This window comes from Coleofasciculus sp. C1-SOL-03, from assembly GCF_040220555.1.
GTDB lineage: Bacteria > Cyanobacteriota > Cyanobacteriia > Cyanobacteriales > Coleofasciculaceae > Coleofasciculus.
In genome coordinates, this window is the sequence record NZ_JAVJUO010000223.1 from 1 (window position 1) to 16,629 (window position 16,629).

General features: G+C 45.6%; 12 protein-coding genes. 5 read left to right on the plus strand and 7 right to left on the minus strand.

Annotated features, from left to right (window positions below; genetic code table 11):
- From RIE73_RS33955 to RIE73_RS33965, 3 genes are all read right to left on the minus strand, one after another.
- On the minus strand, nucleotides 1-2,044 hold a 2,044-nt coding region (locus tag RIE73_RS33955; RefSeq protein ID WP_446405365.1), incomplete at its 3' end, for a filamentous hemagglutinin N-terminal domain-containing protein.
- Between the two features lie 93 nt (nucleotides 2,045-2,137).
- A complete protein-coding gene (locus RIE73_RS33960; RefSeq protein ID WP_446405366.1) occupies nucleotides 2,138-2,974 on the minus strand; it encodes a DUF928 domain-containing protein in 837 nt (278 codons plus the stop codon).
- Nucleotides 2,975-3,611: 637 nt separating this feature from the next.
- On the minus strand, nucleotides 3,612-6,521 hold the full coding sequence (locus tag RIE73_RS33965; RefSeq protein ID WP_446405367.1) for a CHAT domain-containing protein: 2,910 nt from the start codon (nucleotides 6,519-6,521) through the stop codon (nucleotides 3,612-3,614).
- Between the two features lie 509 nt (nucleotides 6,522-7,030).
- Between RIE73_RS33965 and RIE73_RS33970 the strand changes: the two genes are divergently transcribed.
- The 4 genes from RIE73_RS33970 (at nucleotide 7,031) to RIE73_RS33985 (ending at nucleotide 12,409) form a co-directional block, all read left to right on the plus strand.
- Nucleotides 7,031-8,170: a DegT/DnrJ/EryC1/StrS family aminotransferase gene (locus RIE73_RS33970; RefSeq protein ID WP_446405368.1), complete on the plus strand. Its 1,140-nt coding sequence runs from the start codon at nucleotides 7,031-7,033 to the stop codon at nucleotides 8,168-8,170.
- A 108-nt stretch (nucleotides 8,171-8,278) separates the two neighbouring features.
- Nucleotides 8,279-11,056 carry a hypothetical protein gene (locus RIE73_RS33975; RefSeq protein WP_446405369.1) on the plus strand — a complete coding sequence of 926 codons (2,778 nt, stop codon included), beginning with the start codon at nucleotides 8,279-8,281 and terminating at the stop codon, nucleotides 11,054-11,056.
- Between the two features lie 172 nt (nucleotides 11,057-11,228).
- Nucleotides 11,229-11,783 (plus strand): pantetheine-phosphate adenylyltransferase, encoded by a 555-nt coding sequence (gene coaD / locus RIE73_RS33980; RefSeq protein ID WP_446405370.1) that lies wholly within the window; start codon nucleotides 11,229-11,231, stop codon nucleotides 11,781-11,783.
- Nucleotides 11,690-12,409: an ATP synthase F0 subunit B gene (locus RIE73_RS33985; protein ID WP_446405371.1), complete on the plus strand. Its 720-nt coding sequence runs from the start codon at nucleotides 11,690-11,692 to the stop codon at nucleotides 12,407-12,409. Before coaD ends, RIE73_RS33985 begins: the two co-directional genes overlap by 94 nt.
- Nucleotides 12,410-12,526: 117 nt before the next feature.
- On the opposite strand, the gene RIE73_RS33990 is transcribed toward RIE73_RS33985, so the two are convergent.
- From RIE73_RS33990 to RIE73_RS34005, 4 genes are all read right to left on the minus strand, one after another.
- Nucleotides 12,527-12,652 (minus strand): hypothetical protein, encoded by a 126-nt coding sequence (locus RIE73_RS33990; protein ID WP_446405372.1) that lies wholly within the window; start codon nucleotides 12,650-12,652, stop codon nucleotides 12,527-12,529.
- Nucleotides 12,653-13,355: 703 nt separating this feature from the next.
- Nucleotides 13,356-15,023: an ABC transporter ATP-binding protein gene (locus RIE73_RS33995; protein WP_446405373.1), complete on the minus strand. Its 1,668-nt coding sequence runs from the start codon at nucleotides 15,021-15,023 to the stop codon at nucleotides 13,356-13,358.
- 327 nt (nucleotides 15,024-15,350) lie between these two features.
- Complete coding sequence (locus RIE73_RS34000; RefSeq protein WP_446405374.1) at nucleotides 15,351-15,836, minus strand: hypothetical protein; 486 nt, start codon at nucleotides 15,834-15,836, stop codon at nucleotides 15,351-15,353.
- A gap of 275 nt (nucleotides 15,837-16,111) precedes the next feature.
- Nucleotides 16,112-16,432, minus strand: coding sequence for a hypothetical protein (locus RIE73_RS34005; protein ID WP_446405375.1), 321 nt, complete (start codon nucleotides 16,430-16,432; stop codon nucleotides 16,112-16,114).
- Nucleotides 16,433-16,473: 41 nt separating this feature from the next.
- On the opposite strand from RIE73_RS34005, the gene RIE73_RS34010 reads away from it, so the two are divergent.
- Nucleotides 16,474-16,629: DUF2887 domain-containing protein (locus tag RIE73_RS34010; protein WP_446405376.1), on the plus strand; the 156-nt coding region annotated here is incomplete at its 3' end.

A 16,629-nucleotide genomic window follows, 5' to 3' on the forward strand; every position in this document is an offset into this window, starting at 1 on the left:
CCGTGACTCCTGATTCCACTCGACTAAAAACACCACTGTTTAATCCTTGACTATTTTCTCCATCCAACAAGAGGTTATCCGTCGCCCGAATTACTATCTGACCCGCATCTCCTTCTCCTGCGGTACTGGCAAAAATTCTTGTGCCATTGGTGGCGGTTAAAGAGCCAGTCTCAATGTCCACACCCCCAGCATTTCCCTTAGCTCCCGATGCTACCGTACTAGAAATACCACTGATGTTTCCTTGGCTATCTTCCCCATCCAATAAGAGGCTATCCGTTGCCCGAATTACCACCTGACCCGTATCTCCTTCTCCAAAGGTACTGGCAATAATTTGAGCGCCATTCGTAAAAGAAACAGAGGAAGCTGTAATCTTGACATCTCCTCCGCCTCCTGTACCTTCAGTAAACACAAACAGTAGAGACCCATCGCCGACAAACAACTCTCCCGTTTCCACCATTAAATTACCCGCATCGCCTGCACCCGTCGTAGCTGTTGAAACTATCGCATCTTCCGTTAACAAAACTGACCCAGATTGGATACGAATATCACCCCCCGCATCTGCACCTCCAGTACTGCCAAAGATAAAGCCACCTGCAATAGACACGACATCATCCGCAATCAGGGTAATATCCCCCGAATTTCCAGAAACAGAAGATGAGACAATTGTTTGAGTGATGTTGATATCGTCGCGAGAATCAATAATCACTGAACCAGCGTTAAAAAAGTTACTGGTAAAAATAGTGTCAACTTCAATGTCTCCTGGTAAAGACTGATTGGATTGATATTGATTCGTCAAAAAGACAACCCCATTGGCAGCATTCACAAAAACTATGTCTACGCTAATATCTGCACTATCTGGAATATGATCAAAATTTCCATCAATAGCAAGAAAATTATTTCCTGTCAGTCCAATAGGACTGCCAACCGCATTGGGGTCTAATCCTGCTCTCACATCTAACGTTGGCTGCTGTTGTCCATCAATTACCAAAACTGACCCATCGGAGAGGGTAACATTCTCCTTAATTATCTCTGTCGGCTCAGAATCAGCCTCTGTAATAAACACCGTACCAATATTCACGCTTCCCCCAGCAAAAATGTGTAAGGATGCTCCTATGTAGATATTCAGCAATACATCGCCTAGGGCGCGAATAATTGGGTCTTGAGGACTGCTCAAATCCCCCAAAGTCTTATCCAACTGTTCAACACGAAAATTGCCTCCGCTCCAATAATGAGCATCTCCTCCTATCGGGGAAGCACTTCGCAGCACCATATCCCCACCAGAAAATAAGCCACTATCAGGATGATTTAAGGCAAAAATATCGACGATTTCATTTCCCTGAACCAGCAGGTTTCCTTCAGCTAATGCGATAAACGGCTGGGTGAGACTATCCCGAATTGTTATTGTATCCTGTGCTTGTAACGTTAAATCTAGACCTGCGGATAACTCTCCTTGTAAATCCAAATTATCTGCCGCTAACGTTAAATCTTGTCCGGCTGCCAAATTTCCCGCATTCGTAATCGTTCCTCCAGGAGAATTTGTGCCATACTGCAATCCTGGTGTGATATTAATTGTCAACAACGGCGGCGCTTGAGGATTGGTAGCACTAAACTCACTGCCATCGGGAAAAATAAAACTATTGGCGGTAGATGCGACAAATGACCCGCCAACATCCAACCTCGCATTCTCGCCAAAAATAATGCCGTTGGGATTAATCAAAAACAGATTAGCCGTGCCATTTGCCCGAATCCACCCATCAATATCCGAGATATTAGCACCCGTTACCCGACCGAAAATATTCTCAATATCCAAGGCATTATTAAAGAATGCCTCACCCCCTGTCTGCACGGAAAATTCTTCAAAACTATGAAACAAATTTACTCCCCGCACGGTTCCCCCTTCAATGAGACAAACCGGACATCCCGTTACCTGAGAATTCACCGGAAGTGTATTATCGGGGACAATTTGAGCCGATGCTATTGTGACATTTGCCCAAAGGCTGAGAGTCACGCTGCTGATTAAAAAGCGGTTGGTTAAATATTGCATGGTCTTTTCCCCTGATAGTTTCGGTTTTTTATGGCAGGAAATAATTTTTTCGTTAACCCTGTGCTTTAACTGGGTTTAAGGTTAAGGCACTTTTTATTCTTCTCTATCCTTTCTACCCTCGGCTTTGTTTTCACCAATATGTATGTCTTCAAAACTTGATATTAAAGGTGCATGAACCATGTCTTCTAACTCAGCATATTTCAGCAAATTTTCCCATGCCGATACCACATCTGGATTATTGGGTTGAGTTTGACGAAGCGCCGCTAGAGTGACGACTGCATCCTGCCAAATTCCAGCCTCAGCATACACTGCCACTTTATCCAAATCTTCTACGGAGTCTAATGAACGTGTTAGGCTTGAATCCGGTAAGGTGCGGCGGACTAATCCCTCGACCAAGGGATCGTTAGGATCACCCGCTTGACACGTCATCGACACCAACCATTTATAATCCTTACCGATGTCCAACGGAGGCGCAGTTTCAGGTACACTAATACTATAAATTCCTGGAGTGTCTGTTAAATTCAGTCTCACTGTTTCACCGATTTGCTGACTTTGGTCATCTTCCACTCTCAGTTCTAAGAAGTTAGCAGAGGTGGGAGGAACATAAACCAGAAATGTCGGTTGTTCTGATACTGTTAACTGAAAATTAACCCCAACCGGGGATAGCTCTGATTCCTGAAACTCTGGGCTAACTAAAACCGTTGGTACGAGTACCGTTAGAGAGTGAGATACTGTAGCATCATCTTCAATACTTTGATCCTGAAAACATCGTCCATCATTGCGCTTTCCTGCACCTGTGGTGATCTCCGGTGCAGGTTGGTCAGGGTTGGGTTTAAAAATTACTCGTTTTGATTTAATATAAGAGGGTATTTCGATCTGTGCCTGTGTGATTAGGTGAAAATTAGGAGTTATCCCTAGTTCTAATAACACTGATACTGACAGAACTGTGAGATACCGAAAGAGTTTTGTACAAACCATGATCATCTCCTAATCATAATTAATAAACTCACATCGCCTATTAAAAAGTATTTTTGCGTTGAATGATTACAACGCTATACCACCATATTCATAAAAAGACTCTCTACTTCAAATCTATCCCAACTAGCAATAATAAGATACCCAAATTGCCATTGTTATTTCCCATTTTTTTATCCTTGATTTTCATAAACAGTATAGTTTTTACTTGGTGCAACCACTAATTGTGGTTATTGAACTGACTCTTTAGTAAAGTATTACTAAAGTTTAAAATTAGCACTAAGTTGAGGTGGGTGGGCAATGCCCACCCTACGGTATATCAAGGGTTTATCGAAGCAAAAATGCTTATTTCAGCGTCTTTTAGCTTAAATTAAATTGCATCAAAACTCCAGATTACCTGCATTTAGATGGTAATCTTGGCTCAGTTGCTCTGTTGATTAAAAAGAGAGCTGCCGCCTCTATTAAATAATACCTTAGCCCTGTTTCCGTTCAAAAAAATCTCAAAATTTCTTCTAAAAAAATTGAACTTTGACACAAAGCCTTACAAAATGAAATAAATTATTTCTCGGTGAAAGGATTTAAGTTAACATATTCAAAGCCAATTACCCAGTAACACAAATGGTGACCAATAGTAAGGATGTCTGAATCTTGACTGCTGCAATAGCGCCAACTGAGCCTGACGCAACGCTTCCGCCTTGGTGACATTGGCTTGTGCCAATTCCTGATAAAATTTCACCATCAACATCGCCGTAGACTGATCATCCACCGACCATAACGTCGCCAACGTACTTCGCGCCCCCGATCGCACGGCGACTCCCGCTATTCCTAACGCCGCCCGTTTGTCACCTGCGGCGGTTTGACAGGCACTCAATACCAGCAATTCAATCGGTTGACGTTCCCTCTCCTCCCGCACTTGGAGCACTTCCCCTAACTCTTTCACATTGACGCGATCGTCCCACGCCAAAATAAACGTATCTTCAGCATCTGAACTAAACTGACCATGAGTGGCTAAATGAACCACCGGAAATGGCGCAGCACTAATTTCTTTTTGCAATGCATCGCTAGTAAACTGCTGATTCAGTAGCACCTGCGCCGGAATCTCCGCCTGAATCTGCTGCACCTCCGACTCCACACCGGGTAACGGGGGAAAGTTCTGTTTTGCCTCACTCAATCCCCCAACCAATACCTTGATCGGGGTGCGGCTTAAGGGTTGGGGTTCTAGGATTTGCAGACTGGGAGTCAGCACCACACTGTATTTTTCAATCAGATAGTTTTCACCATCATATAATGCTGCCATGGGTAGACTTTTCAGCGAACCATCTAAAGCAAACACCAAGGTTTTAATCTCAGACGCCGCTAACTCCGTCTCAATCGGTTGCACCAACCAATTGTACAATTGGTTAAACAGGGGTAATCGTTCGCGATCGCTCGCCACACGTCGCAGAGAACGGCGGGTTTGAGCCAGAACCGTTTCTATTTCCGTCTCAGATATATCAGTCGCGTAATGTCGTAGAGGTTGATTCGCGATCGCCACAATCACCTCCAATCGATCCGGTAAAATGATCGGATAAATCACCGCTGCATTCCCATCAACTTGATCAACAGGTTCTGGTTGCGCCGTCAAACAAGCCTCACGAAAGAAATTATCTAATTCAGCTAACTGTAGCGATTCAATTACCTCACGGGCTTGAACTAAATTCTCCTGGCTAACCGCTTTACTCCCCGGTTGCAATAGTAAACTAACAAGTTGGCGATAAATCGGTTCTACACTCTCTCGAAATGAAAACTGTAATTCTAAATTTGTCGCGACTAAATCATTCCGTAGGGAATTGAGAGAATGAATCGCTTCTTGATAAGCAGCAACGGCGCTAGGATAAGCCGAATCATCGGCAATTCCTCGGTCGATCTGAGCTTTCAGGAGTCGTCCTAACTGCCATTGCCACAAATAAGCAATATCAGGAGAATTGACCGATTGTGCCAACAGTAACGCCTGTTCGGTTAGGGTTTTCGCTTCAGACCATTGTTGAGTATATTCATAAATCTGACCCAAATAACCCAAGGCGTAAGATTCTGCCCGTTTGTCTCCTAACGCTTTGGCTTGTTCAATTCCGGTTGTCAGAATTTGAGCAACTGTTTGTGGGTTCAGGGTGGGTTGAGTGGCGTTAACGGTTTTCTCTGGAAGGTTATTAGTTAAACCAACGCCGACGATGGGGAATGGGGCGGGTTTAGTTACGTTAGTGGTTTCCTCCGCCAGGTTAGAAGTCAAACCAACGCCGACGATGGGGGATGGGGCGGGTTTAGTTACGTTAGTGGTTTCCTCCGCCAGGTTATTAGTCAAACCAACGCCGACGATGGGGAATGGGGCGGGTTTAGTTACGTTAGTGGTTTCCTCCGCCAGGTTAGAAGTCAAACCCGCCCCTACAATTCCGGCTTGCTGACGCCACAGTTTGAGGAAACTTTGGCTAAAATTAATTCGGGCATAAATCGTGCTACGATTGGCGGGTAAATTGGCAATTTTGGACTGTATTTTCTCAGCTAATGCGCTCGCGTCTGCCCAATTTTCTAATTCTATGAATAAACGCAGTTGATTTAATTGTGCCTGTAGCGTTGTTGTTGGTGAAACAGAAGACGCGATCGCGCTTTGATAAAACTCAATTGCCGCCTTCAATTCTCCTTGACTATACGCCGTATTTCCCAAGCTCAAAAACGCTGCCGTAATCCCTGAGGATAAGTCTAACTTTTGGGCAATAGCTAAACTTTCCTGCAACACTGTTTCAGATTCTTCCAAGTCACCCACTAAGCGCAACGTATCGCCAAAACTCAATAATCCCGCCGCTTTAATCGCCGAATCTGGCTGAGTTTGCAGCAATTGGTTCACTTGTTCTAATGTCGCCTTAACTCGCGGATAAAATCCCAAAACTCGCAAGGCTTGCGCCTGATTCATCAAGCTACGCACCACCCCAGTTTCATCACCCACCTGCTGATAGGTTGCTGTCGCTTCTTCCCAGGTTGTCAGCGCCTGTTCCGGTTGTCCCTGTGCTAGTTGCAGCTTTCCCTGCGTATTCAGCACCTGCGCCAAAACAGTTGTGCGATCGCGACTAGCTGTTTCAGTTTGCAAACGATGTAAACTTTTCTCAATTGCCTGATTTGCTGATGTCCACTGTCCCAACTGCTGATAGGCGAGTGCTAAATTGCTCAGTACCATGGCTTGATTCAGGGAATCCTCTTGACTAGCAAAGAGATCGGCTGCCTGTTGCCAAGCGGTTACAGCGGCGGCAAATTCCCCCGATTGATACCGTTGTAAACCTACTTGCACCAATTCAGCTACATCGGGGGGAGAAACCTGAACCACGGAAGTATCGGAAATTGCCGCATTCACCTCCAGGATTCCCATTCGCCTGGGGAAATCTTGCCACGCCAATGCAACCGTCAACACTGTCGTCAAACCCACTAAGCCTAGATACTTGAGGAATTGCCTGAATCGTTTTCCTGTAGCGCTCATTGGACTATCTGAAAAGAAACTATAGCCGTGAATCCAACTTCAGGATACTCCGCTTCATTGAAAAGGGCGAGAATTCAAAGCCTCTCTCCTCGCAGGAGAGAGGTTTGGAGAGAGGTTCTCCAAATCCCGTGAACATCAGGTCAACCCAAACCCTCCGGATAGAGGAAGAGCGATCGCGGGAAATAAATACAAGACCCACATATCGCCTAATTTTGAAATTTAAGCGATAATGTGGGTTTTACTCAGGGTTCAGCAGGGTGCATCTGCTGTGGCTGGCAGGGTGCATCTGCTTTTCTTAGTTTGCCTGTTCCAGCGCCGTTTTAGGTGTAGCTACCGTAAAGATGGTTTGAAGAGTGTGTGAAGTATTGGGGAGATGAGGGAGAAGGGGTTGTAGAGACGTGACCTTGGAACGTCTGGAAGATGGGAAACCAAGGACGAAGGACAATCAGCAGGATTCCCTTTTTCGGCAAAATTTGATTTATTGGATAAAAACGTCTAGGTGTAAGCGAGTGAATCACATTCCCCCTATTGATCTGGCACGACAGTATCAGCGCATTGAAAAACAAGTTAGTGTCGCTGTTCAGGAGATACTCACCTCCGGACGTTACGTGGGTGGGCTTCCGGTTCAAGGCTTTGAGACGCAATTTGCGGCGTACATGAATACCAGCGAATGCGTCGCCTGTAACTCCGGCACAGACGCCTTGTATCTGGCACTGCGAGCCTTACAGATTGGATCAGGGGATGAGGTGATTACCACGCCCTTCACGTTTATCGCCACGGCGGAAGTGATTACCCGGGTGGGGGCAACCCCTATTTTTGTGGACATTGATCCCCAAACCTTTAATCTTGACGTTAATCAGATTGCAGCGGCGATTACGCCAAAAACGAAAGCGATTCTGCCCGTTCATTTGTTTGGACAGCCTGTGGATATGACTGCCATTATGGATATCGCTCAGGCGCATGATTTAGCCGTGATTGAAGACTGCGCTCAAGCAACGGGCGCGGAATGGGCAGGACAAAAGGTGGGTAGTATTGGGCATATTGGCTGTTTTAGCTTCTTTCCCACCAAGAATTTAGGGGCTTGTGGGGATGGTGGTGCTGTGATTACCCATGACCCAACCCTAGCGGCTACAATCAGAATGCTGCGGGAACATGGAATGCGCGATCGCTATCACCACGAAGCGACAGGAATCAATAGCCGTTTAGATGCCCTACAAGCGACCATTTTACAAATCAAACTCGGTTATCTTGATCAGTGGAATCAAGCACGCCGTCAGATTGCTGATCGGTATCATCAGTTATTACACCCTGTTCCCGGAATCGCTTTACCTCAAGAAACGCCAGGAAGCCATGCTGTCTGGAATCAGTACACGATGCGCCTCACCCCAGACAGTCGCAGCCGTCACTATCGCGATCAGGTTCGCCAAAATCTGCAAAAGATGGGCATTAGTTCGATGGTTTATTACCCCCTACCGTTGCACTTGCAGTCGGTTTATCAAAGCTTAGGCTATCAGGTGGGTGATTTTCCGGTGGTTGAGCAAGTGTGTCACCAGGTTTTGTCTCTCCCTCTATTTCCTGAATTGTCCTTCTCCGAACAGCAGCAGGTTGTCTATGGCTTAAAGGATTGCTTGATCAGTGCGGCTGAATAACCGTCGCTATTTCAACCTATTCACGCAGGATAAACCCGTTACTGTAGTCTGGCGTGGCGAGTTAGGTCAAAATAAAACTATTAGCCACCCGGTCAACGGATTATTTTTGTGCGAGTTGTTCTCGTCTACCTCACCCATAGTGGTGGATTGTTGACCATCTGTTTCTTGATTCACAGATGGATACCGACTCTCAGGGAACCCCTCTGGGCGACTCTATTCTTGGCGCTGATGGTGGCAGAATGGAATCTTAGCACAGGGCAAATTGTAGAGCCGAATCCCCCATTCCCTAGCATTAAACAAATTTGGTATCGCAGTTGCTGGCATCTGGGTTTTGTGCTAGCCGGACTCAGTTATGTCTTGCTAGCTGATGAAATCTTTATTGACCTATTTTTTGTTCCCGCTTCTATGCCACCCTGGGGACTCTTATGGCTATTAACCCCGTTAAGCTTAACCGACATTGCCAGCCGAAGTGCGCGATCGCGCCCAGAGAACAAAGAGGCTAATTCCTTTCCCAGAGTATCATTGCGGGATTCTCAAGTGAGTCCTTGGTCATCGGTAGAAGATGCTGAGTTAGACTCAGATTCTACTCCTGATCAGGAGCTAAACTCAAGGCAAATCCAAGTATTTTGGTGGAGTGCGATCGCCTTATTTCTTGTCCAAGGGTTAACCCTCTTCCAGCCGGATATCAGTCTCATCGGTTTGGGTGTTGCTATTTTCGTGATGTTCATCAATAGCTGCTATCTCAAGCAACCCTTAGCCGCCGCGATCGCGATTGGATTTAGCCTAAGTTTTGGTGCAGTATATCTGGGACAAGGCATTGCCGGATTACCCCCAGTGTCTTCTGCTGATTGGTATTGGGTGGGCGCGATCGCTAGTTTCGGATTATGGCTGCTACGGGCTGGCTTAACGCCCCAGTCTAGCAGGCTAGCTCAATTGTACGCTCAAGCCTGCGATCGCTGGGCAATTGTTCTGTCTACTATAGAACTCGGACTCCTGACGCTACAAAGCGCCAATATTTATTTAGAATTCATTCCAGCCAGTTGGCAGTACCTGACTGCATCAATGCTGATTGGCGCTGCTATTTTTTATCGGTATTGGCACTCTTTTCCCAAATTTAGTATTTACGGCATTAGCTGGGCAATAGAATTAACCATAGCCAACACTATTGTGCTGCTTAACGGTTCATCCTTAATCCTCGGTGCCGCCAATATTATCCTGGCATTAACAACACTCGTCCTCAAGCGTTGGTGGCTTAGCCGTTTAGGTGAGGGAGATGAGGATAGGGGGAGACGGGACGAAAATTGGTGGGATGTACTGGACTCTTTACCCTTAGTTTATGCCCTGATTGGCATTAATTTGCGCTTTTCCTATTTCACCCCCTATACAAGTTTACTTACCATCGGTGCAGCTTTAACAGGCATTATCGTAGGGCGTCGCCGTCTTCAAGGGAAACGCATCACCTATCTTTTCCTGGCAGGTATTTCCCTTGCCTGGTATGAACTGGTCATTTATACCCTGATTGGTATTAGTTTACACTTTTTTTATTTCACCCCCTATACGGGATTGATTACCCTAGGTGCAGCTTTAATCGGCATCAGCGTCGCCTATTACCGTTCCCAAGCCAGAGGTATTATTTATCTTTCTCTGGCAGGTATTTCCCTGGCTGTGTATGAACTGGTGATTTATCAAATCCTGCGAACCGATGGGGGAAATCCTGGGGATAGCTTTATTATTTTAGCCGCGATCGCGACGGGGATTTGCGGTATTTATCGTTCACTCGCCTGGTTTTGGCGTTGGCAAAGCCTGTTCCTTCAGAACGTATCGCGCGATCGGGCTACACTTTTTAAGATCAGCGTTACCCAAATCGAAATTACTGCCCACATTCATTGGGCAATGGGTACTGTCTTGATGATTCTAGCAACTGTGATGTCTGTAGGAACCCCATCTAACCTGATGGGATTCGTGGGACTTATCATCAGTTTGCTGCTGGCTAGTTATGCGTTTTTTCAAGGAAATGTCCAAGTTCAACAACGCCAGTTTTCTTCCCCATCTCCCTCATCTTTCCCACCTTTGCCAGAGTCTGACATCTGGATATACGCTGGATTAACTGAGGTTGTCGCTATTGGTATCTATGCACGTTTGATGTTGACACCGTTGAGTCTATTTGATCCCTGGAGATCCATCATTGCCAGTCTATTCGCGATCGCGGTTTATCAAACTCCCTGGTGGCGGTGGGGATGGGATGATCAGCCTTGGCAACGATACGCCACGATATTGCCGCTTCTGGGCGTTTTGATCAATCCTCAGACCCTCTCTTCTTTTAATTTACTAGTTCTTGCAGGTTTTTATGTCTGGGTCACCAATCGCCAATCTAATTTACGTTGGACATACTTAAGTTTATTTTTCATTGATTGGGCAATCTGGCGCGTTTTGCATAGCCAACAGGTGACTGAACCCTTAACGTATGCTGCAGTAATTGGCTATTTGTTCCTCTACATCGCCCAAGTTGATCCAGAATTAAGATTACCGCAAAAACGGAATTGGCGTCACTACCTCCGCTTACTGGGTAGCGGCATAATCTGTTTTGTGGCGTTAGGGTTTCATCAAGACATGGGACTCATTCCGGGCATGATTAGTCTCGTTGCAATTGTGGCTGGATTAGGATTGCAAATCCGGGCATTTTTAATAGTGGGAACGGTCACATTTATCTTCACCGTCTTGTATCAGTTAGTGGGGTTTAGTTTTCGCTATCCGTTCTTTAAGTGGATTATGCTCATAATTGCTGGCATTATTTTTATTAGCATCGTCGCTAACATTGCCAAGCGACGTGAGCAAATTCTTGACCTGATTCAAGACTGGATTGAGCAATGGCAAGAATGGGAGTAGACAAGACCGGGGAATTTGTTACAGGGTAAGGTTTTTGTGCTAAAATAGAAAGTCAGCACCTCTTCTGGCTTGGAGCCCTGGAGCCTTGGAGCCTTCTGCTATAATGCCTCAACTATCACATTAAATGCATAACAGCTTATAATTCCTCAGTACCCCTCCAGATGTCTCTGTCGTGATTGCAATTTATCCAGGCAGCTTCGATCCGATCACTCTAGGACACCTCGATATCATTGAGCGTAGCTGTAAGCTCTTTGAAACCGTCATTGTTGCCGTACTCCGCAACCCGAGTAAATCGCCATTGTTTACAATACAAGAGCGAGTGCAACAGATTCGAGGCTGTACCCAACATCTATCGAATGTGGAAATCGATAGCTTCACAGGTTTAACTGTGGACTATGCCAAGCTCAAAAATGCTCAAGTCTTACTGCGGGGACTACGGGTGCTTTCAGACTTTGAGAAGGAACTCCAAATGGCGCATACCAATCAAACCCTCTGGGATGAGATTGAAACCGTTTTTCTCGCCACGTCCAACGAGTACAGTTTTTTAAGTAGTAGCGTAGTGAAAGAGATTGCCAAATTTGGCGGATCTGTTGACCATCTTGTTCCCCCGCAGGTTGCCCTAGATATTTGCCGATGTTACGCCCAGAGTCATCCCGCATCGAACCCGACCAACTCCCAGAATCCCACTCCCCAGAGAAACCCCTTTCCTCTGGAACCCCCGATGTAGATATCCAGCGAGAACTGAATAAGCTGGAGGAGATGCTATTTGATAGCCCACACATCCCCTTGACCAAGTACACGTTGATTGATGAAGAAGCGTTCTTAACCCAATTGGATGTAGTGCGGGCAAGTCTACCAGAGGCATTTGAAAAATCTCAAAAGATTATCCAACAAGGGGAAGATATTCTCCTGCAAGCGGAAGACTATGCCCAAGAAATCCTAGAAGCCGCTGAACGACAGGCTCAACAGATTCTGGATGACATGGGGATTGTGCAACAGGCAGAACTGGAAGCCAAGCAAATTCGGCAACGGGTTCAGCAAGAATGTGAAACCCTGCAAGAACAAACCCGGACGGAAATTGAACAGATGCGCCGCCAAGCCCAGCAGGAATTAGCCCAACTGCGCCAACTTGCCCTGGAAGAATGCGAAGATATTCAAAACGGTGCGGATGATTATGCTGATTCTGTACTCAATAGTATTGAGCAACAACTTACGGACATGCTGAGGGTGATTCGTAATGGGCGTCAGCAACTTTACCAGGATGTACCACCTGGACAACCGCCGGAAAAAGATGGGATTAGCGGTTCTGGATCTCGTTCATCCTCCCCATCACCGAAAAAGAAGAATGGCTAAGAGGTCAACTTAAGCTGGAAAGCAAGCCGATGTAGGGGCGGGTTTTACAGATAACTTATGGTGACTTTCCCCAAACTTGACTAAACCCGCCCCTAAGTTATCATCTGATCAGCCGGACTAAAAGACTTCCTGTTGCAACGGTTCTTGAACTAAATAAAGTGGTGGCAAACCTCTAACCATTGAATGAAAGGGATAATAGATAAACAGGGTGGGCAGGGTAGATTTAGACTCAGAAACAAGCATTTGTTTTCTCCAAACTTAGGGGTCAAGAATATCTTCTTATTTCTATCATCACTCTCTACCCCAGCCTTTGTCAGTCGGAAAAGTCGGATCATCAGATAAGTTTCCGTCTCATTCATGATTGTGCGATCGCATCGTTTGTCGTCAAGGCTTTAGCCTATAAAATCCTGATACGTCTCATCCACCCCAGCGAAAAATGATTGAGTCACGGTGCGTTACGCTACGAAGATAGCACCCTACAATTTAATCTGAACCCGCCATTCTCAACTTAATCCAGAGCATCCTTTCCATACCGGATCAGCAAATGCCAAAGCAAGATATCCGGATCATCATGACCCATCATCTCTTTAAACATAGACACAAACGTAAATGTAGTGCCGTGACCCAGCTAAAATTGTGCAATAGATTTTACGGTTAGAATGGGCGCACGCCGTGCGCCCCTACAATTCTAATTCACCATTTTAGGTGGGTCAGCCCAGTAGGGTGCGTTAGGCGCACTGGCTACAACCTTTGTTACAGATTCCATTCTTAGGGCGCCGTAACGCACCGCCCTAAATCATCGGGCGCACTGGCTACAACCTTTGTTACAGATTCCATTCTTAGGGCGCCGTAACGCACCGCCCTAAATCATCGGGCTGGTAAGAAGCGCTGAAGCGCTGACTACAAACCATTCAAATTAATTACACCCTAGGGATAAAACTCTGTGTCAACCGCTCGTCACCAGACTGCCATTTTCCAGCACATACATAACATCCGCACGCATCGCATGAGCCATACGGTGAGTAATAAAAATAACCGTGCGGTTTTGAGTAATGCGCTCAATCGTGGTAAGAATATCCGCTTCCGTAGCCGGATCAAGAGCCGATGTCGCTTCATCTAAAATCAGAATCGCCGGATCTCTCACCAGCGCCCTCGCTAAGGCAATTCGTTGGCGTTGTCCCCCCGATAACTGTCCGCCTCTATCCCCCACAGGAGTCTCATAACCTTGGGGTAAACTCAAAATAAACTTGTGAATTTCTGCGGCTTTAGCAGCGGCTTCCACTTGTTCATCCGTGGCGTCGAGATAGCCCATGCGGATGTTTTCGCCCACGGAACAATTAAACAAAATCACATCCTGAGAAACCAGTCCAATTTGAGAACGCAGAGAGCGGATTGTCGCTTGACGTAAATCAATTCCGTCAAAGAGAATGCGTCCTTTATCGGGGTCATAAAATCGCATCAGTAAGTTGATAATCGTACTTTTGCCTGCACCACTTTGACCGACAAGTACGGCGAAGTTACCTTGGCGAATCTTCAGGGAGAGATTGTTGACTCCACTGCGTTCAGGAGAGTAATTAAACGTAACATTGTCTAAGTAAATTTCGCTGTGAAAATGAGGTAACTCAATCGCATCCGCTGCATCCTGAACCGTCGGCGTTTCCGATAAAATATCGCTAAGGCGTCGTAGGGCGGCGATGCCATCAATAAACATGGGTAGCGATGACGATAAGCCGAGGATGTTGAGATTCAATCCTAGCAGAAAGATTTGAAACGAGGCAAGAGTGCCGACGGAAATTATCCCTTGATAGGTCATAATTGCCCCGATACTGAAAACCACAAGCTGGGTTATGACAAAACCCACCATGGGGATTTTATGGGCTAAGTAGGTGAGAAACGTGGCACGGATATAGACCTGTTTTAAGTCATTTAATTGGGCGAAAAAGTCCTGAGACATACGGGTTTCTAGCCCGAATATCTTAACCACGGCTTGGGAGAGGATATTTTCCTCAACCACGCCAGCCACTTGTCCTTCTTTCTGCAATAACTGATAACCTGCATTAGTGGCAAAACTAGCAATTTTAGCTGGGGCGATCGCGCAGAGGGTTAACCCGATTAAACTGATGAGGGCTAATTGCCAGTTGAGGATAAACAGGAAAATTAGGGCAAACAAGAAATTAGACAATTCGAGAATAATCACCGTTAACCCCATGGTAATTACACCATTTTCCACCTTCTGGGTATCAGACATGACACATTTAACAATATCCCCAGCCGAACGCCGTCCAAAAAACTCCATGGAAAGGGTTTGTAGATGCTCGAATAGGGAGTATCGGATGTTGTTGGTGATTAAAATACCTAAGCGGGTGCCGAGGGAAAGTCCGAGTATGCCGATGCCGATATAAAGGAGGGTTGCGATGACGAGTAAGGAGAGAATGAGAACCAGAAGACTATAGTTTTGGGGAACAATAGCGGCGTCGATGATATATTTTAAGCTGGCTCGGAATACGGCATCAAAGGCGGCGTTGAAAATTAGGCAGAAAAAGAGTAAAACGAATTGCCATCGGTAGGAGGCAATGTATTTGTTGAGGGTTTTGAAGAACCAAACCAGTTCCATGGGTTAGGGGAGTTAGTATAAGAGCACAATTAATACGAGAATTTTTGTTGTTTGGGATTGAGGTTTTATTCTCGTCTATATTATACTGACTATCCACTCCCCGCGTCAGTTTAAAAAGTCGGATCGTGAAGTCTAAAAAGTCGGATTTTCCCAGAAAGAGGGAGAGGGGGGATTATTTTTTCTCCATCTTTTTTATCCTCCCCATCGTTCCCAACTCTGCCCAATCTAGCCTCTGAATTCGCCAGCCGGATCAACGATAGAGCGGCACGCTCAGACAGCACACCGCTCACAACCCAGTTAGAGTTACTGTAGGGAGTTGCGACTCTATTAGAAGTCTCTCAAATAATCACCAATGAAACCTTTTGCTAAGTCTGTCCCTTTCTTTAAAAGTTCGCCCCATGCTGGAGCCGCACCCGATCCAACCTCTACAATTTTGTTTCCGATATTGGAAAAGGCTGTGGTTTCAATGAATCGGTGTTGGTAGGGTTTATTAGCTTTATTGTGATAGACTAAAAATCGCAATGTTTTTTCATTATTTTGTCCATATTGGAAAGCCTCATCAACCTGGATTTTGTAACCCCCGCTAACTAAAGGGTTGCTGGATTCGTCTTTTTGGCATTTATCAAAAAATGAGTCGGCAAGACCTAGTTGTATAAACAGACTTCCACTTGCCTGTTTATCCTTCACCGAGTAGGGCAGGACAATATACTGTTCTTGTCGGTTGCCCAAATCTTGTTGCCATGTGATAGTTTCCTCTTTCTTTGAATCCGGGTTTAATTTGATCCAATCGCCTTTCTCAACGATTTCAGCCATTTTTTCTCTCCTTGATTTTCAGTCCATCGACAAAGAGGCTATAGGGAGACCTCTTTCCTGTATTGGTTGTGTTGCTAGTATTTGACTAGGACAAGATAGGATTTTATTCCTTTGTCTTATCCACCTCTAAGACGATGCCAATCATTTATTTCTGAATTTTTTTAGTTAGAGAGAGATTTTTTTATAACTCGATGCGACCTATGACAAGAAAAGATAGTTGTGAAAAGAGCCCCTACACAATCATGCGCCATGGCTTCGAGGATCACAAAGGGTCATTAGCTATTAACTGTTACGGTAAAGAAACTGTGGGGAAGGAAGCCTGACACCCAGGAAACTCCAGCCTCTCGAGTCAACACAGCCATGGTGCAACATGCGATCGCGCCCCGATAGTCATTTAAGTGAGCGATCGCGCCACCCCATCCACCTAGGGCAGTCGGTTTAGACAGTATTGTGTCCCTAGGAATATGAGCGCCTGTTGGGGTAAAATGCGATCGCGCCAGCCTGTCCGATAAAACGTATCGCTCTCTTTTAAATACATGTATTGTTAATTTTGTCAAGATAATCGGAATAGGAATTTGGGGAACAGAGGTTGTCATACTACCCATTGCCAACGGTGTAATCTTGACCCAAGGAGAACGTGAAAACTGATACCATCTTCTATAGCCTATTTAAAGAGTTCCCCAGTATCTTCTTTGAACTGATTAACCAATCCACAGAACCAGCCGCGACGTATGAATTCACCTCCCGTGAAATCAAACAACTCTCATTTCGAGTTGATGGGTTATTTTTACCC